Raw genomic sequence first — 18,267 nt, 5'->3', positions numbered from 1 at the left:
TTTAGCCGTTGTTATTTAAATGTGTATATATTACGGAGGACAATTATGGAAAAGGAATACGTTGTAATTGGTTTAGGTCGTTTCGGTGGCAGTATTGTTCGTGAACTTAACGCCTTAGATATGGATGTTATGGCTATTGATAGTGATGAAAATAGAGTCAATGAATATAGCGATATTGCAACACATGCAGTTGTTGCAGATACAACAGATGAAGCAGTAATGAAAAGTTTAGGTATAAGAAACTTTGATCATGTTATTGTGGCAATTGGTGAAAATATTCAATCTAGTACTTTAACAACACTTATTTTAAAAGAATTAGGTGTAAAAAAGGTTACAGCCAAAGCACAAAATGATTATCATGCCAAAATATTAAATAAAATAGGGGCAGATACTGTTGTACATCCAGAACGTGATATGGGAAGACGTATTGCACATAATGTTGCAAGTGCCAGTGTATTAGATTATTTAGAATTAGCAGATGAACATTCAATCGTTGAATTAAAAGCTACAGAAAAAATGACTGGACAAACTATCATAGACTTAGATATCCGTGCTCAATATGGAATTAATATTATTGCTATTAAAAGAGGTAAGCAGTTTATAGTTTCACCTGATCCATATTTAAGTATTGAAATCGGGGATATACTGATTATGATTGGACACGATAATGATTTAGGTCGCTTTGAAAAGAATATCGTTAAATAAATAATATTAGTAATAAGTAGGGATATACCCTACAATTCTAGCACTCAGATGAAGTAGATTAATTTCAATTCATCTGAGTGTATTTTTATGTTCTAATATTTTATTTTTCCAATACAAAAACTCCCATAAGTGAAATTATCGAAGGATAATTATTACTTATGGGAGTTTATTATAGAATTATTGATTTTTATTTTCATTAACTTTCATAATAACCGGTAAAATCATTGGTCTACGAGCTGTTTTTTCAAATAAATATGGTTGTAATGTTTCAATAATTGAAGATTTAATTTGATGCCACTGTATATCTTTATTTTGATTTAATTTGGATATAACATCTGTTTTAATACGACGTTGTGCATCATATATTAATTGGCCAGATTCACGCATATAAACAAAACCTCTTGATATGATATCTGGACCTGAAAGTAACGTGTTAGTATTAAAGTCGATGCTAACTACAACGATTACTAAACCTTCTTCAGATAATAATTTACGATCTCTAATAACAACGTTACCTATATCACCAATACCGCTACCATCGACAAGGACATTACCTGAAGGGATTCTGCCTGCTTTACGAGCCGAATCATATGTTAAGGCAAGTACGTCACCTATATCAAAGATAAATACATTATCTTCATCTACACCACAATCAACACCAGTTTCACCATGTGCTTTCAACATACGGTACTCACCATGAATAGGTAAGAAGTATTTTGGTTGAATTAAACGTAGCATAAGGGACTGGTCTCCACGTGAACCGTGTCCAGATGTATGAATATTAGAAATTTTACTATGAATGACATCTGCACCAGCTTTGTAAAGTGCATTGATTGTACGGTTAATACTTTTTGTATTACCAGGAATAGGTGATGAACTAAATACCACTGTATCTTCTGGGATAATTTTAATTTGTTTGTGTGTACCATTAGCAATACGAGATAATGCTGCCATTGGTTCACCTTGAGATCCTGTACATAAAATAAGTAATTCATGTTTAGGAATACTATTAATTTTACCTGGTTCTACAAAAGTTTCAGGTGGAGCTTTAATATAGCCTAATTCCATACCAATTTTAATATTATTTTCCATTGAGCGTCCGAATGTGACAATTTTTCTATTGTGTTTAACAGCGGCTTCTACTGCTTGTTGTACACGATAGATATTCGAAGCGAAGGTAGCAAATATGATACGACCTTTGCAATTACGGAAAATTTTATCGACATTTTGACCAACTTCACGTTCACTAAGTGTAAAATCTGGTACTAAAGCATTTGTTGAGTCAGATAGGAGACAAAGCACACCTTCTTCACCAAGTTTAGCCATTTTTGCAATGTTAGCTGGTTCACCAACAGGTGTGAAATCAAACTTAAAATCTCCAGTATGAACAATTTTACCTTCTGGAGTATCCACAACAACACCGTATGCTTCTGGGATACTATGAGTAGTAAGGTAGAATGAAATTTCAAAGTGTTTTGATTTAATGACACTATCTTCATTAATTTCGTTCAGTTGAGCAGTACGTAATAAGTTATGTTCTTCTAATTTGTTTCTAATCAATCCTAAAGCTAATGGACCACCGTAAATAGGTACATTAATTTGCTTTAATAGGAAGGGCACACCACCTATATGATCTTCGTGTCCATGTGTTATGAACAGACCAACAATTTTATCTTGGTTCTGTTCTAAGTAAGTGTAATCAGGAATGACATAGTCAATTCCTAAAAGATTATCATCTGGAAATTTAATACCAGCATCAATAATCACGATTTCATTTTTGTACTCAATAGCATAAGTGTTTTTACCAACTTCACCTAAGCCACCAAGTGCATATACACCTACTTCATTTTGATGTAATTGTTTCATTATTCAGCTTTCTCCACACTGAAATGATCTGAAGTTTCTTTTTCGTAATCTAAATGTGCGCCCTCTAATTTAGTGATAAATTCGATATTAAAATTACGGTCTTTTAAATAACGTCTAACTTGTTCTTCAGTTTGTGCTTCAACATAAATTGTTTGTGTGTTTTCACGCACGATTACTTCATCTTTATTATGTTGATAGAATACTTTAAATACTGACATTGATATAATTCCTCCTAAGGGTTGTTTTAAATATTTATTCAAGTCCCTTGGTTTACAACTCGGGTTATTAAAGATAGAAACAATAAAATTCTAATTGATATAACTCTTCAATAAAGCATGCTTCCTTATTTAAAATAAAATACATACCAGCTCAATCTAAATAGATATACAATGATTCTATTTAATTTCACTACCGAGTATGTTTTCCAGGGAAATATTGTCGTTCAAATTTTGAAAAATAGCATTAGTTCACTAAGTTTTCAGTTAATATATATTTTACATGATGTATAAGAAGAAATAAAGCAGTTTTATCTTTAAGTAAAGTGATAAGAAGTGTTTTAAGCGAGAATATTTAAATAATGACTAGTTTTCAAATGGAATTGTTCCACTTTTACTATTAGATATTCGTTTAAATTATAATAGACAGGTATTTAGATACGATGAAGAAATACATAAAATGAGGAGTAGTGGAGTTAAGACTCGTAATAATATTTACAGAAGTTCAGAAATAAAAACTCGTAAGTAAATAATACTTACGAGTTTTAAAATTTCATATTAAACTTCTACTGCATCATTATGTGGTGTTAAAGGATTAGCTTCGTCGATATGATCGTAAAACATTACACCATTTAAATGATCAATTTCATGTTGGAAAACGATAGCAGGGTAACCTTTTAAACGTAATTTAATATCATTACCTTCGATGTCTTGAGCTTTTATTGTTACTCTATTATGACGATGTACCAATCCAGGAATTGATTCGTCAACACTTAAACATCCTTCACCAGTTGGTAAATAAGCTTCTTGGACACTATAACTCATTACCTTTGGATTCACTAACATATAATCATAAGATTTCCCATTACCATCATCAGGTAAATAAACTGCAATCATTCTTTTTGAGACATTAATTTGTGGTGCTGCTAAACCAACGCCTGAGCGTAAACCATATTTATTAGCGATGTCATCATCTTGACTATTAATTAAAAACTCACGCATAGCTTTTAATGTTTCTTTATCTTCATTAGATAAAGGGAAACTTAATTCTTGAGCTTTTTCACGTAGTGTAGGATGACCATCTCTTATTATATCTTTCATTGTTAACATGTTTGACACCTTCCTTAATATAAATATACCAAATTAGATAGGTAGAAGTACATTGATGTAAATTAGATTATTAGTAGAAATACTAAATAAAAGTTAGAATAACATCATAGTCGACAAACTTCTATAAGTAGAAGGTGTAAATTCAAAACTCACTGATACTATATAGTATAATAATTTTATATTATAATATAAATAAAGGCATACTCGTTATATACATGAATAGTTTAGACGGCTTATAATATCGATTTCGTTGATTTATAATGTAGATTTATTTATTATAACAAGCGTACAACTTTGAGGAGGAAACAGAAATGAAATTTAACAAAACGATAGCAGTAGTAGCTACATCGGCTGTTTTGTTAGCAGGATGTACTACAGATAAAAAGGAAATTAAAGCATATGACGATCAAGTACAAAATGCTTTTGATAAAGAAAAACCAGTTACAGATGTAAGTAAAAAAATAAATAAGTTAGAAGAAGAAAAACAAAAGCTATTTAAAAAAGCTAATGATAAAGATCAGCAAACTAGAGAGAAAGCTGCTGATGATATTGTCGAAAATGCAGAAAAACGTGAAAAAGAATTTAAAAAAGAAGAAAAAGCGCTTAATGAGTCTGAAAAAGAATTTAAAAAAGCAGAATCACACATTGATAATATAGACAATAAAGATAAGAAAAAAGAAGTTGAAGAACTAGATAAAGCGATAAAAGATAAATATAAAACACATAGCGACTATGCAAAGGCTTACAAAAAAGCTTTAGGTAAAGAAAAATCACTGTTTAGTTTTATTAATAAAGATGGTGCAACACAAGAACAAGTTGATGAAAAATCAAAAGAATTAAGTAAAGCCTACAAAGATATGAATAAGAAATTTAAAGCGTATTCAAAAGCTATGAACAAGGTAAATAAGGAAAAACAAGACGTAGATCAATTTAAATAATTTGACGATTGATACAGATGTAGGGGAAGTATTAGTACAGTCCTCACATCTGTATCTTTTTATAATAAAACAGAACTTTATGAAATCGTTTAACAGGGTTATTTATTTGTGATACAATTGTTATGGATAAAATGAATTTCTATTTATAAATGGGAAAGGTATGGTGAATTGAATGGCTCCTAAGTTACAAGCCCAATTCGATGCGGTAAAAGTACTAAATGACACACAGTCGAAATTTGAAATGGTTCAAATTTTAGACGTAGATGGTAACGTTGTAAATGAAGACTTAGTACCTGATTTAACAGACGAAGAATTAGTAGAATTAATGGAAAGAATGGTATGGACACGTATTTTAGACCAACGTTCTATTTCTTTAAATAGACAAGGTCGTTTAGGTTTCTATGCACCTACAGCAGGACAAGAGGCTTCTCAATTAGCTTCTCAATACGCTTTAGAAAAAGAAGACTTTATTTTACCAGGGTATCGTGATGTGCCACAAATTATTTGGCATGGTTTACCTTTAACTGAAGCTTTCTTATTCTCAAGAGGTCACTTCAAAGGAAATCAATTCCCTGAAGGCGTTAATGCATTAAGCCCACAAATTATCATCGGTGCTCAATATATTCAAACAGCAGGTGTAGCATTCGGTCTTAAAAAACGTGGAAAAAATGCAGTTGCAATTACTTATACTGGTGATGGTGGTTCATCTCAAGGTGACTTCTATGAAGGTATTAACTTTGCTTCAGCATACAAAGCACCAGCAATCTTTGTTATTCAAAACAATAACTACGCGATTTCAACACCACGTAGCAAACAAACTGCAGCAACTTCATTAGCTCAAAAAGCTATTGCTGTTGGTATCCCTGGTATCCAAGTTGATGGTATGGATGCGTTAGCAGTATATCAAGCTACTAAAGAAGCTCGTGAACGTGCAGTTGCAGGTGAAGGTCCAACATTAATCGAAACTATGACATATCGTTATGGTCCACATACTATGGCTGGTGACGACCCTACACGTTACAGAACTTCAGATGAAGACGCAGAATGGGAGAAAAAAGACCCATTAGTACGTTTCAGAAAATTCTTGGAAAACAAAGGTCTTTGGAATGAAGAGAAAGAAAATGAAGTTATTGAACGTGCTAAATCAGACATCAAAGCAGCTATTAAAGAGGCTGACAATACAGAAAAACAAACTGTTACTTCTCTAATGGAAATCATGTATGAAGAAATGCCTCAAAACTTAGCAGAACAATATGAAATTTACAAAGAGAAGGAGTCGAAGTAAGCCATGGCACAAATGACAATGGTTCAAGCGATTAATGATGCGCTTAAAACTGAACTTAAAAAAGACGAAGACGTATTAGTTTTCGGTGAAGACGTTGGTGTTAACGGTGGTGTATTCCGTGTTACTGAAGGTTTACAAAAAGAGTTTGGTGAAGATCGTGTATTCGATACACCACTTGCAGAATCTGGTATTGGCGGTTTAGCTTTAGGTTTAGCTATTGAAGGTTTCCGTCCAGTAATGGAAATCCAATTCTTAGGATTCGTATATGAAGTATTTGACTCTGTAGCAGGACAAATCGCACGTACTCGTTTCCGTTCAGGTGGTTCTAAAACTGCACCTGTAACAATTCGTACCCCATTCGGTGGCGGTGTGCATACTCCTGAATTACACGCAGATAACTTAGAAGGTATTTTAGCTCAATCTCCTGGATTAAAAGTTGTTATCCCTTCAGGTCCATACGATGCTAAAGGTTTATTACTTTCTTCTATTAGAAGTAACGATCCAGTAGTATATTTAGAGCATATGAAATTATATCGTTCATTCAGAGAAGAAGTTCCTGAAGAAGAATATACAATTGATATCGGAAAAGCTAATGTTAAAAAAGAAGGTAACGACATTACTTTAATCGCTTATGGCGCAATGGTTCAAGAATCATTAAAAGCAGCTGAAGAATTAGAAAAAGAAGGTTATTCTGTTGAAGTAATTGATTTACGTACAGTACAACCAATTGATATTGATACTTTAGTAGCTTCAGTTGAAAAAACAAATAGAGCAGTAGTTGTACAAGAAGCACAACGTCAAGCAGGTGTTGGTGCACAAGTAGCAGCTGAATTAGCTGAACGTACAATTTTATCATTAGAAGCTCCAATCGCTCGTGTTGCAGCAGCTGACACAGTATATCCATTTACTCAAGCTGAGAATGTTTGGTTACCAAATAAAAATGATATTGTTGAAAAAGCAAAAGCAACTTTAGAATTTTAATAATTGAATAAAATTTATATTAAATAGTGATTTTTATTATAAAATCTTAGGAGGAAAAAGACCGTGGCATTTGAATTTAGATTACCCGACATCGGGGAAGGTATCCACGAAGGTGAAATTGTAAAATGGTTTGTAAAAGCTGGAGATACAATTGAAGAAGATGATGTCTTAGCAGAAGTTCAAAATGATAAATCTGTTGTAGAAATTCCATCACCAGTTAGTGGTACAATTGAAGAAGTATTAGTTGATGAGGGTACAGTAGCAGTTGTTGGTGATATCATCGTTAAAATTGACGCACCAGATGCTGAAGAAATGACATTCAAAGGTCATCACAGTGATGAATCATCAAGTGATGCACCTAAAGAAGAAGCTCCTCAAGAAGACAACGCTTCATCTCAAGAAAGTCAACCAGCAGCAACTAATGCTCAAGACGCTGAAGTTGATGAAAATAGAACTATTAAAGCAATGCCTTCAGTACGTAAATATGCACGTGAAAATGGCGTGAATATTAAAGCAGTTGCAGGTTCAGGTAAAAATGGACGTATTACAAAAGAAGATGTTGATGCATACTTAAATGGTGGATCAACTCAAACTACATCTAATGAAAGTGCAGCATCAGATGCTACTTCAGAAGATAGTAATGTTGCAGCAACTCAAACAGTTCCAGAAGGCGATTTCCCAGAAACAACTGAAAAAATCCCAGCTATGCGTAAAGCAATTGCCAAAGCTATGGTTAATTCTAAACACACAGCGCCACACGTTACATTAATGGATGAAATTGATGTTCAACAATTATGGGATCACCGTAAGAAATTCAAAGAAGTTGCAGCTGAACAAGGAACAAAACTTACTTTCTTACCATATGTAGTGAAAGCACTTGTTTCTGCACTTAAAAAATACCCAGCACTTAATACTTCATTTAATGAAGAAGCTGGCGAAATTGTACACAAACATTATTGGAATATTGGTATTGCAGCAGACACAGACAGAGGTTTATTAGTTCCTGTTGTTAAACATGCTGACCGTAAATCTATTTTCCAAATTTCTGATGAAATTAATGAACTAGCTGTTAAAGCACGTGATGGTAAATTAACTTCTGATGAAATGAAAGGTGCAACATGTACAATCAGTAATATCGGTTCAGCTGGTGGACAATGGTTCACTCCAGTTATTAATCACCCAGAAGTAGCTATCTTAGGAATTGGGCGTATTGCTCAAAAACCGATTGTTAAAGATGGAGAAATTGTAGCAGCTCCAGTTCTTGCATTATCATTAAGCTTTGACCACAGACAAATCGATGGTGCAACTGGACAAAATGCTATGAATCACATTAAACGTTTATTAAATAATCCAGAATTATTATTAATGGAGGGGTAAAAAGATGGTAGTTGGAGATTTCCCAATTGAAACAGATACTATTGTAATCGGAGCAGGTCCCGGAGGTTATGTTGCAGCAATTCGTGCAGCACAACTAGGTCAAAAAGTAACAATCGTTGAGAAAGGTAATTTAGGCGGCGTTTGCTTAAACGTTGGTTGTATTCCTTCTAAAGCTTTATTACACGCATCTCATCGTTTTGTTGAAGCACAACATTCAGAAAATTTAGGGGTAATTGCTGAAAGTGTTTCTTTAAACTATGAAAAAGTTCAAGAATTCAAATCATCAGTAGTTAACAAATTAACTGGTGGAGTTGAAGGATTATTAAAAGGTAATAAAGTTGAAATCGTTAAAGGCGAAGCTTACTTTGTAGATAATAACAGTTTACGTGTTATGGATGAAAAAAGTGCTCAAACTTACAATTTCAAACATGCTATTATCGCAACTGGTTCTAGACCAATTGAAATTCCTAACTTTGAATTCGGTAAACGCGTTATCGATTCAACAGGTGCGTTAAACTTACAAGAAGTACCTGGTAAATTAGTTGTAGTTGGTGGCGGTTATATCGGTTCAGAACTTGGTACTGCATTTGCAAACTTCGGTTCAGAAGTAACAATTCTTGAAGGTGCCAAAGATATTTTAGGCGGCTTTGAAAAACAAATGACACAACCAGTTAAAAAAGGCATGAAAGAAAAAGGTGTCGAAATCGTTACTGAAGCTATGGCTAAATCAGCTGAAGAAACTGAAAATGGTGTTAAAGTTACTTATGAAGCTAAAGGTGAAGAACAAACAATCGAAGCTGATTATGTATTAGTAACTGTTGGACGTCGTCCAAACACTGATGAATTAGGCTTAGAAGAATTAGGTCTTAAATTCGGAGAACGCGGTTTATTAGAAGTTGATAAACAAAGCCGTACTTCAATCGAAAATATTTTCGCAATTGGAGATATCGTTCCAGGTTTACCACTTGCTCATAAAGCTAGCTACGAAGCAAAAGTTGCTGCAGAAGCTATTGATGGACAAGCTGCAGAAGTTGATTACATTGGTATGCCAGCAGTATGTTTCACTGAGCCAGAATTAGCTCAAGTTGGATATACTGAAGCGCAAGCAAAAGAAGAAGGTTTATCAATTAAAGCTTCTAAATTCCCTTACGCTGCAAATGGCCGTGCATTATCTTTAGATGATACTAATGGTTTTGTTAAATTAATTACACTTAAAGAAGATGACACAATCATCGGTGCTCAAGTTGTTGGTACTGGCGCATCAGATATTATTTCTGAATTAGGTTTAGCAATTGAATCAGGTATGAACGCTGAAGATATTGCTTTAACAGTACATGCTCACCCAACATTAGGTGAAATGTCAATGGAAGCAGCTGAAAAAGCGATTGGTTACCCAATCCACACAATGTAATTTAACGAATTAGTTAAATGAGACTGGCAACATAATTGTTGCCAGTTTTTTTATGTTGTCAAAACTATATACAATCTTAGTTTAAAAATATTAAATCAGTTGTTTGTTAAATGCTTGTTCGATAGACTGAATATATATTCTATTAAACATATTGGAGTGAAAAAACATGGAATATCAATATCCCTTAGATATAGACTGGAACAATGAGGAAATGATGTCAGTCATTCATTTCTTTAATCAAATTGAAAATTATTACGAATCATCTGTTAAAGGCGAAGATGTCAAAAATGCTTACAAAACTTTTAAACAAATAGTCCCTGGTAAAGCAGAAGAAAAACAAATATTTAAAGAATTTGAAAAAAGTAGTGGATATAATAGCTACAAAGTTGTTCAAGAAGTGACTAAAAATCCCGATCAACAAGTCTTTTCTGCAAAGTCATAATCCATAATACAAATCATTTATTTTAAAAAGTATTGATTATAAAGTTATATTTTGGTATTTTTATTAAGCGTTAAACAAAATGTTTGATAAAAGTAAACTTAATATAGCTTTTTTTAGGTGGTTTCAATATGGATATAGGTTATAAACTTAAGAATCTTAGGAAAATAAAAAATTTAACTCAAGAAGAATTGGCAGAAAGAACTGATCTTTCAAAAGGATATATTTCCCAAATAGAAAGTCAAAATGCATCACCAAGTATGGAGACATTTTTAAGTATCTTAGAAGTCTTGGGTACTTCAGCAAGTGATTTCTTTAAGGAATCAGAACAACAAAAGGTCATTTATAAAAAGGAAGATCAGGTCATTTATGATGAATATGATAGGGGCTATATATTAAATTGGTTAGTAACTAAATCTAATGAATTTGAAATGGAACCACTTTTATTAACATTAAAACCTGGTGCGTCTTATAAAACATTTAATCCATCAGAATCTGATACATTTATCTATTGCTTGCAAGGTCAAGTTACACTTCAATTAGGTAATACTTGTTATCATGCTAACAAAGAAGATGTATTTTATTTTAAAGCGAACGATGATCATCGTCTATTTAATGAAAGTCATGAAGAAGTGAAAATATTAATTGTTGCAACAGCATCATATTTATAAGGAGTTGTAGAAATTGGCACCATTATTATCATTTAAGGGAGTAAGTAAAGGATATGATGACGTTCAAATATTAAATGAAATTGATATTGATATAGAGTCTGGACACTTTTATACATTGTTAGGTCCTTCTGGATGTGGTAAAACAACGATTTTAAAATTAATAGCTGGATTCGAATATCCTGATAAAGGTGAAGTTGTATACCAAAATAAACCAATCGGTAAGTTACCTCCAAATAAGCGAAAAGTGAATACAGTATTCCAAGATTATGCATTATTTCCACACTTAAATGTATATGATAATATCGCATATGGATTACGACTTAAGAAAATGAGTAAATCTGCAATAAAAGATAAAGTAGAAGAAGCTTTACGATTAGTAAAACTTTCAGGATATGAAGAACGCAATATCAATGGTATGAGTGGTGGTCAAAAGCAACGTGTTGCTATAGCACGAGCGATTGTTAACGAACCAGAAATACTTTTATTAGATGAATCATTATCCGCTTTAGATTTAAAATTACGAACTGAAATGCAATATGAACTACGTGAATTGCAATCAAGATTGGGTATCACATTTATTTTCGTAACCCATGATCAAGAAGAAGCTTTGGCTTTAAGTGATTACATATTTGTAATGAAAGATGGTAAAATTCAACAATTTGGTACACCTAATGATATATATGATGAGCCAGTCAATCGATTTGTGGCAGATTTTATTGGTGAATCTAATATTGTAAAAGGAAGAATGGTCGAAGATTACGTTGTTAATATTTATGGTCAAGATTTTGAATGTGTAGATATGGGAATTCCTGAAAATAAAAATGTAGATGTAGTGATTCGTCCTGAAGATATTTCTTTAATCGAAGCAGATAAAGGCTTATTCCAAGTAAAAGTTGATTCAATGCTTTTTAGAGGGGTACATTACGAAATTTGTGTAGTTGATAGAAAAGGATATGAGTGGGTAATTCAGTCGACACGTAAAGCAGAAGTTGGTAGTGAAGTTGGTTTATATTTTGAACCAGAAGCTATTCATATTATGGTACCTGGAGAAACGGAAGAAGAATTTGATAAACGAATTGAAAGTTATGAGGAAGTTGATAATGCGTAATACAAATCGTTTATTGCTCATCCCGTATTTAATTTGGATGGTTCTTTTTATTATCATCCCAGTGGTACTTCTTGTTTATTATTCTTTTCTCGATAATCAAGGACATTTTAGCTTTACTAACTATGAACATATCTTTACATTTAGTTATTTAAAAATGTTTACTGATTCAATCCTTTTTGCAGCTATTATAACAATTGTAACGCTCGTGATAAGTTATCCAGCTGCTTACTATATTGCACAATCAAAATATCAAAATTTACTATTAATGATTATGATTATACCAACTTGGATTAACCTATTATTAAAAACATATGCATTTATTGGTTTATTAAGTCATGATGGGTTAATTAATCAATTATTAAATATATTTCATTTATCTCCAATAAACATGTTATTTACAGCAGGTGCGTTTATTGTGGTGGCTAGTTATATCTATATCCCATTTATGATACTGCCTATATTTAATAGTATGAAAGCTATACCTAATAATTTACTACAAGCATCTAGTGATTTAGGTGCCAGTCCATTAACGACATTTAGAAAAGTGATTGTACCATTAACAAGAGAAGGTGTAATGACAGGTGTACAAGTTACCTTTATACCAGCATTATCATTATTTATGATTACTCGTCTTATCGCAGGTAATAAAGTTATTAATATTGGTACAGCAATTGAAGAACAATTTTTAACTATTCAAAACTATGGAATGGGATCTACGATTGCATTATTCTTAATCATCTTCATGGCATTTATATTAATTATGACAAAATCTAAATCTAATCATAGGAAAGGGTGAGAAATGTGAAATGGTATGGCAAGCTTTATATAAGTATTTTAATTGCTGTGTTATATATACCCATTTTGTTTTTGATGGTATATTCATTTAATTCAGCAGGTAATATGATTCATTTTGAACATTTCACATTAGAACACTATCAAACCTTGTTCCAAAATGATAAATTAATGTCTGTCATTTTTAATACGATCGCAGTCGCATTAATTGCGGCTGCTGTCTCAACTTTAATAGGTACTTTAGGTGCAATTGCTATTTATTATTTAAGAAATAAACAATTTAAAGTAACCTTATTAACTTTAAACAATGTATTGATGGTATCATCTGACGTTGTAATTGGTGCTTCTTTTTTAATTATGTTCACTGCTATAGGTCATTTTACTGGATTAGGACTTGGTTTTTGGACAGTTTTAGCATCACATATTGCATTCTGTATACCGATAGTTGTTATCGTTGTATTACCTCAATTATATGAAATGAATGATAGTATGTTGAATGCTGCTAGAGATTTAGGAGCTACAGAATCACAACTATTGAGTAGTATTGTGATACCTAATATAATGCCTGCAATCATCGGTGGCTTTTTTATGGCATTAACGTATTCCTTAGATGATTTCACAGTGAGCTTTTTCGTTACTGGTAACGGATTTAGTGTGCTTTCTGTAGAAGTCTATGCCATGGCTCGTAAAGGTATAAGTATGGAAATTAATGCTATATCAACAATATTATTTGTCGTTATAATGATAGGTGTCATTGGTTATTACGCGATTCAGCACATCGTTCAACGTAAAAAACATACGAAACGAGGTGTGAATACATGAAGCGATTTTTACAATTAATTTTAATCTCTATCATTATCGGTGCTTTATGTTTAGCAGTCAGTCATTGGTTTAAATCAAAAGAGAATACAGATACCAATCAGAAAATTTATGTATATAACTGGGGAGAATACATTGACCCAAGTTTAATTAAAAAGTTTGAAAAAGAAACAGGTATACAAGTAGTATATGAAACATTTGATTCTAATGAAGCTATGGAAGCAAAAATTCGTAACGGTGGTACGCATTACGATGTAGCATTTCCAAGTGAATATACAGTACAAAAATTAAAACGTGCACATCTTTTAGAACCACTTGATCATAAAAAAATACCTAATATTAAAAATTTAGATTCAGATTATATGAACATGCCATATGACCGCCATAATAAATATTCATTACCTTATTTTTTTGGTACTGTTGGCATTTTATATAATAAAGATAAGTATCCAAATGATTCTTTTAATAGTTGGGAAGATTTATATAAACCAAAATATAAAAATGAAGTACTTTTAGTAGATGGTGCTCGAGAAATTATAGGTTTGGGTCTCAATAAATTGGGATATAGTTTGAATGATAAAAATCCACAACATATTAAAAAAACTGAATCAGATTTACAGAATTTAGCACCACAAGTAAGAGGTGTCGTAGGTGATGAAATTACAATGATGCTTCAACAGAATGAAGGTAATGTGGCCGTTGTTTGGAGTGGGGTTGCTGCTCCATTAGTACAAGAAAGTGACAAATATAATTACGTTATTCCTAAAGAAGGGTCTAATTTATGGTTTGATAATATGGTTATACCAAAAACAGCGCAAAATAAAGAGGGCGCATATAAATTTATGAACTTCTTATTAGATGCAAAAAACAACAAACAAAATACCGAATGGGTAGGCTATGCGACACCAAATAAAGCTGCAAGAAATATGTTACCAAATGATATTAAAAATGATCATAGATTTTACCCTAATAAAAAGGAACAACAACGCTTAGAAGTTTATCAAGATTTAGGTCAAGATACATTAAGTGAATATAACGAAAGTTTTTTAAATTTTAAAATGTCGTTAAAGTAGAATGAAAATGGTAGTTATTTTTTGTTATTTTCGATATAATAACTTGATAAGTAAAGTAAGGAGTTGTAACGAATGACAGGAGAGCAATATACTCAAATCAAACGTCCAGTCAGTCGACTAACAGAAAAAGTATTAGGTTGGCTTAGTTGGGTATTCTTACTAGTGTTGACAATTGTCACGATGTTTATAGCTTTAGTGTCATTTAGTAATGATACATCAATTGCTAACTTAGAGAATACATTAAATAATAATAACCTTATTCAACAAATGTTGGCAAATAATAGTTTAAGTACTACACAATTTGTAATTTGGTTACAAAATGGTGTGTGGGCTATTATAGTGTATTTCATTGTTTGTTTACTGATTTCATTTTTAGCATTAATATCTATGAATATTAGAATTTTATCTGGATTTTTATTCTTATTATCAGCAATCATTACGATACCATTAGTGTTACTTGTTGTAACTTTAATTATTCCAATTTTATTCTTCATCATAGCAATAATGATGTTTGTCAGAAAGAACAAGGTAGAAGTTGTACCAAATTATAATAATGGTTATGGTTATCAACCTTATAATGAAGTTCCAGAGCAAGATACACACCATTACGAACCTGAACAAGAAGAAAAAATTGAAAAAACAAGTCAACGTAGACGACCATCACGTCGTAGTATGGAACGTAAAGAACAAGCATATGAACCAACTCAAGATGCTACAGCACAAAATGAAGAAAATAATGAAACATATGATGATAAATATGAACAATTTCCTAAGCGTGCTGTTGAAAGTGAATATCGTTCAGATGATGATGAACAAGAAGAAGAACCTACAGTATTATCTAGACAAGCTAAGTATAATAAGAAATCTAATTCTAATAACGAAGCACAAGTTAATCCAGAGGCTTATAATGATAGTGCATATGATGAAGCACAAAATAATTATAATGATGAACCTCAGATTGATCCAAAAGAACTAAAAGCTCAACAAAAGAGAGAAAAAGCAGAAATTCGTGCTAAGAAAAAAGAAAAGCGTAAAGCATATAATCAACGCATGAAAGAAAAACGTAAAAATCAACCAAGTGCTGTAAATCAACGTAGAATGAATTACGAAGAACGTCGTCAAATGTTCGGTGAAACTGAACAAAAAATGAGAGATAACGTTAAGCAAGATAATCAAAATATTGATGAAGAAAACAACTCTAAATAATAATTTAAAGACCAAAAATGAAAGTTTAGTATTCATTTTTGGTCTTTTTTTCTAGAGTATTAAAATTTTAGTGTATTAATTAGCAAGAAAAGACAGTTTTTAGTATTATTAAGGTAAGGATTTAAGGAGGTACCGAAATGAAAAGAAAAACAGAACTTATTTTAGCTTGGATTGCTAATGGATTGAGTAGTTTATATTTATTATTAGTAATCGTAGGTTATTTCGCTATGAAGTCAGGAAGCGGTGCATCTCAAAATGAAGAAATGGTAAGCAAAATGATGGGAAGTAATCAAGATATGTCTATGGACATGCTTGCAACATCAATTGCTTTATCAATGGGTGTGTTAGCTTTCTCTACTATATTAGGAATTGTTGGTGCGCTAACTGTTAAAGGAAGACGTAAATTAGGCGCTAGTTTATTAATTGCAGCTGCAATTGTTGGTATTATGGCAACTAATATTATTGCGATGGTATTATGGTTAATTTCTGGTATCATGCTACTTGCGAAATCAGATAAACAAGGACCAACTAATCAATTCCAAAATAATAATTCTTATGATGATTCAACCAAGAGACAAGAGTGGAATCCAGAAGAAGAATTAAAAGAACGTCAACAAAGCAAAAAACCATATACTTATTAGACAAAATATATTGTAATAACTATTGATTGAATGAATTAAAATATGGAGCAACTTCATAAAATATCGTAAAGTAAAACAACCTTTTGGGATTTTCAAATAATCTCAAAAGGTTGTTTTGTTTATATTTAATCTCAGTGAATATTGTTAGCTTCATTTACAATTCTTGGAATGTTTGAATAATAAGATAAACATTCAAAATACTTAAGATAATAATAAGTGACCAAGAAATCACATTTACCCATCTTTTATTAATAAATGGACCCATTAATTTTTCATTACTTGTCGCTAATTGTAATGGTATTAATGTAAATGGTAATGCAATACTTAAGAATACTTGTGAAAATACTAGTAATTGTTCAATTTTAGCTTCATTGCCATTAAAAATAATTAAGCAAATAATAACTGGAATAATTGCTAGTGATCTTGTAATTAATCGACGAAGCCAATTTGGTAATCGGAATCTTAAGAAACCTTCCATTACTATTTGACCTGCTAAAGTACCAGTGATTGTTGAATTTTGCCCTGAAGCAAGGAGTGCTACCGCGAATAATGTGCTCATAACACCACCTAATGTTGCACCAAGTAATGGTTGAGTTTTTAATGCATGATATAAATCATAAAATCCACCTAATTCATCTGCATTTGAGCCAAAGAATAAAGCAGCGCCCAAAGTTAATAATAAGCAGTTAATTACAAATGCAATTGATAATTGGATGTTTGAGTCAATTGTTGCATATTTGATTGCTTGAGCTTTATCATCATTATTATTTCTATCATACTTTCTTGATTGAACGATTGAAGAATGTAAATAAAGATTATGTGGCATAATTGTTGCACCAACAATACCTAAAGCAATATATAAAATACCTTGATTAGTAACAATTTCTTTATGAGGTAAAAATCCATTTAATAAGTTAATGACATTAGGTGATGATATATAAACTTCGAATATAAAGATAGCTAATACTGTAAAGATAAGTGTACCTACAATAGCTTCAATTTTTCTAAAACCAAATTTCATCATAAATAAAAGTATAAACACATCACATACTGTAATTAGTGCACCAACAATTAATGGAATATTGAATAATAAATTAAGTGAAATGGCACTTCCGATTACTTCAGCAATATCTGTCGCGATAATAGCTAGTTCTGCAATTATCCAAAAAATAACAGCAACAGGCTTAGATAAATAGTGGCGTGTCATTTGAGCCAAATCTTTCCCTGTGGCTATCCCTAATCTAACAGTCATACTTTGTAACAACATAGCAGCTAGACTAGAAATCAAAATGACAAATAGCAGTGTATAACCGAATTGTGCGCCACCCTGCATTGAAGTAATCCAGTTGCCAGGATCCATATATCCAACAGCAACTAATAGACCTGGTCCAATAAAAGCTAATAGTTTTTGACTGGCATTACTTTTGTAGTCAAAATCTATCGTATTATTAATTTCTTCTAAGCTTTTTTGATGTTCATGATTGTCTGATTGCTTATTCATAAATTAAATCACCTCTAATGTAAAATCATAACGATATATTAACCTAATTATATTTTTAGGTCAACCTAAAAATATTTTACACTATTAAAAAATACCCGGACATCATTTCAATGTATCAGGTATTTTATA

General features: G+C 31.8%; 18 protein-coding genes. 14 read left to right on the top strand and 4 right to left on the bottom strand.

All coding sequences use genetic code 11. The features are described from left to right. The first annotated feature begins 45 nt into the window (after positions 1-45). Complete coding sequence (locus Q4528_RS08005) at positions 46-705, top strand: potassium channel family protein (RefSeq protein ID WP_017637701.1); 660 nt, start codon at positions 46-48, stop codon at positions 703-705. Positions 706-882: 177 nt separating this feature from the next. Here the strand turns inward: Q4528_RS08005 and rnjA are convergent, their stop codons facing one another. From rnjA to def, 3 genes are all read right to left on the bottom strand, one after another. After that, positions 883-2,571 (bottom strand): ribonuclease J1, encoded by a 1,689-nt coding sequence (gene rnjA / locus Q4528_RS08000; RefSeq protein ID WP_046466550.1) that lies wholly within the window; start codon positions 2,569-2,571, stop codon positions 883-885. Next, the gene (locus Q4528_RS07995; protein ID WP_017637699.1) at positions 2,571-2,789 is read right to left on the bottom strand and encodes a DNA-dependent RNA polymerase subunit epsilon; all 219 of its coding nucleotides are present in this window, start codon (positions 2,787-2,789) and stop codon (positions 2,571-2,573) included. Before Q4528_RS07995 ends, rnjA begins: the two co-directional genes overlap by 1 nt. Positions 2,790-3,344: 555 nt before the next feature. Next, positions 3,345-3,896 carry a peptide deformylase gene (def, locus tag Q4528_RS07990; protein WP_017637698.1) on the bottom strand — a complete coding sequence of 184 codons (552 nt, stop codon included), beginning with the start codon at positions 3,894-3,896 and terminating at the stop codon, positions 3,345-3,347. Positions 3,897-4,207: 311 nt separating this feature from the next. On the opposite strand from def, the gene Q4528_RS07985 reads away from it, so the two are divergent. From Q4528_RS07985 to Q4528_RS07925, 13 genes are all read left to right on the top strand, one after another. Further along, positions 4,208-4,834, top strand: coding sequence for a YkyA family protein (locus Q4528_RS07985; RefSeq protein ID WP_029055529.1), 627 nt, complete (start codon positions 4,208-4,210; stop codon positions 4,832-4,834). Between the two features lie 172 nt (positions 4,835-5,006). Further along, on the top strand, positions 5,007-6,119 hold the full coding sequence (gene pdhA / locus Q4528_RS07980; protein WP_017637696.1) for a pyruvate dehydrogenase (acetyl-transferring) E1 component subunit alpha: 1,113 nt from the start codon (positions 5,007-5,009) through the stop codon (positions 6,117-6,119). Positions 6,120-6,122: 3 nt separating this feature from the next. After that, on the top strand, positions 6,123-7,100 hold the full coding sequence (locus Q4528_RS07975) for an alpha-ketoacid dehydrogenase subunit beta (protein WP_017637695.1): 978 nt from the start codon (positions 6,123-6,125) through the stop codon (positions 7,098-7,100). Positions 7,101-7,163: 63 nt separating this feature from the next. After that, the gene (locus Q4528_RS07970; protein ID WP_046466551.1) at positions 7,164-8,477 is read left to right on the top strand and encodes a dihydrolipoamide acetyltransferase family protein; all 1,314 of its coding nucleotides are present in this window, start codon (positions 7,164-7,166) and stop codon (positions 8,475-8,477) included. 4 nt (positions 8,478-8,481) lie between these two features. Next, complete coding sequence (lpdA, locus tag Q4528_RS07965) at positions 8,482-9,888, top strand: dihydrolipoyl dehydrogenase (protein ID WP_017637693.1); 1,407 nt, start codon at positions 8,482-8,484, stop codon at positions 9,886-9,888. 166 nt (positions 9,889-10,054) lie between these two features. Then, positions 10,055-10,330, top strand: coding sequence for a UPF0223 family protein (locus tag Q4528_RS07960; RefSeq protein WP_017637692.1), 276 nt, complete (start codon positions 10,055-10,057; stop codon positions 10,328-10,330). A gap of 128 nt (positions 10,331-10,458) precedes the next feature. Further along, positions 10,459-10,998, top strand: coding sequence for a helix-turn-helix domain-containing protein (locus Q4528_RS07955; RefSeq protein WP_046466552.1), 540 nt, complete (start codon positions 10,459-10,461; stop codon positions 10,996-10,998). Between the two features lie 13 nt (positions 10,999-11,011). After that, the gene (locus Q4528_RS07950) at positions 11,012-12,106 is read left to right on the top strand and encodes an ABC transporter ATP-binding protein (RefSeq protein WP_046466553.1); all 1,095 of its coding nucleotides are present in this window, start codon (positions 11,012-11,014) and stop codon (positions 12,104-12,106) included. Next, the gene (locus Q4528_RS07945) at positions 12,099-12,902 is read left to right on the top strand and encodes an ABC transporter permease (RefSeq protein ID WP_017637689.1); all 804 of its coding nucleotides are present in this window, start codon (positions 12,099-12,101) and stop codon (positions 12,900-12,902) included. The genes Q4528_RS07950 and Q4528_RS07945 overlap by 8 nt, the downstream gene beginning before the upstream one ends. 5 nt (positions 12,903-12,907) lie before the next feature. Next, complete coding sequence (locus Q4528_RS07940) at positions 12,908-13,720, top strand: ABC transporter permease (RefSeq protein ID WP_017637688.1); 813 nt, start codon at positions 12,908-12,910, stop codon at positions 13,718-13,720. Further along, on the top strand, positions 13,717-14,790 hold the full coding sequence (locus tag Q4528_RS07935; RefSeq protein ID WP_046466554.1) for an ABC transporter substrate-binding protein: 1,074 nt from the start codon (positions 13,717-13,719) through the stop codon (positions 14,788-14,790). Before Q4528_RS07940 ends, Q4528_RS07935 begins: the two co-directional genes overlap by 4 nt. 72 nt (positions 14,791-14,862) lie before the next feature. Then, positions 14,863-15,996, top strand: a complete 1,134-nt coding sequence (auxB, locus tag Q4528_RS07930) for a lipoteichoic acid stability factor AuxB (protein ID WP_046466555.1) — start codon at positions 14,863-14,865, stop codon at positions 15,994-15,996. A gap of 137 nt (positions 15,997-16,133) precedes the next feature. Further along, positions 16,134-16,637, top strand: a complete 504-nt coding sequence (locus Q4528_RS07925; RefSeq protein WP_017637685.1) for a DUF4064 domain-containing protein — start codon at positions 16,134-16,136, stop codon at positions 16,635-16,637. A 154-nt stretch (positions 16,638-16,791) separates the two neighbouring features. Here the strand turns inward: Q4528_RS07925 and Q4528_RS07920 are convergent, their stop codons facing one another. Beyond that, positions 16,792-18,138, bottom strand: a complete 1,347-nt coding sequence (locus tag Q4528_RS07920) for an Nramp family divalent metal transporter (protein WP_017637684.1) — start codon at positions 18,136-18,138, stop codon at positions 16,792-16,794. Between the last annotated feature and the right edge of the window lie 129 nt (positions 18,139-18,267).

Source organism: Staphylococcus pasteuri (genome assembly GCF_030547725.1).
GTDB classification, from domain to species: domain Bacteria; phylum Bacillota; class Bacilli; order Staphylococcales; family Staphylococcaceae; genus Staphylococcus; species Staphylococcus pasteuri.
This window is presented reverse-complemented; position numbering and strand designations above follow the sequence as displayed.

Bases quoted from the DNA above. Each gene is read 5' to 3' on its own strand.
- Q4528_RS08005 (WP_017637701.1), top strand. From the start codon at position 46: ATGGAAAAGGAATACGTTGTAATTGGTTTAGGTCGTTTCGGTGGCAGT.
- rnjA (WP_046466550.1), bottom strand. From the start codon at position 2,571: ATGAAACAATTACATCAAAATGAAGTAGGTGTATATGCACTTGGTGGC.
- Q4528_RS07995 (WP_017637699.1), bottom strand. From the start codon at position 2,789: ATGTCAGTATTTAAAGTATTCTATCAACATAATAAAGATGAAGTAATC.
- def (WP_017637698.1), bottom strand. From the start codon at position 3,896: ATGTTAACAATGAAAGATATAATAAGAGATGGTCATCCTACACTACGT.
- Q4528_RS07985 (WP_029055529.1), top strand. From the start codon at position 4,208: ATGAAATTTAACAAAACGATAGCAGTAGTAGCTACATCGGCTGTTTTG.
- pdhA (WP_017637696.1), top strand. From the start codon at position 5,007: ATGGCTCCTAAGTTACAAGCCCAATTCGATGCGGTAAAAGTACTAAAT.
- Q4528_RS07975 (WP_017637695.1), top strand. From the start codon at position 6,123: ATGGCACAAATGACAATGGTTCAAGCGATTAATGATGCGCTTAAAACT.
- lpdA (WP_017637693.1), top strand. From the start codon at position 8,482: ATGGTAGTTGGAGATTTCCCAATTGAAACAGATACTATTGTAATCGGA.
- Q4528_RS07960 (WP_017637692.1), top strand. From the start codon at position 10,055: ATGGAATATCAATATCCCTTAGATATAGACTGGAACAATGAGGAAATG.
- Q4528_RS07955 (WP_046466552.1), top strand. From the start codon at position 10,459: ATGGATATAGGTTATAAACTTAAGAATCTTAGGAAAATAAAAAATTTA.
- Q4528_RS07945 (WP_017637689.1), top strand. From the start codon at position 12,099: ATGCGTAATACAAATCGTTTATTGCTCATCCCGTATTTAATTTGGATG.
- Q4528_RS07935 (WP_046466554.1), top strand. From the start codon at position 13,717: ATGAAGCGATTTTTACAATTAATTTTAATCTCTATCATTATCGGTGCT.
- auxB (WP_046466555.1), top strand. From the start codon at position 14,863: ATGACAGGAGAGCAATATACTCAAATCAAACGTCCAGTCAGTCGACTA.
- Q4528_RS07925 (WP_017637685.1), top strand. From the start codon at position 16,134: ATGAAAAGAAAAACAGAACTTATTTTAGCTTGGATTGCTAATGGATTG.
- Q4528_RS07920 (WP_017637684.1), bottom strand. From the start codon at position 18,138: ATGAATAAGCAATCAGACAATCATGAACATCAAAAAAGCTTAGAAGAA.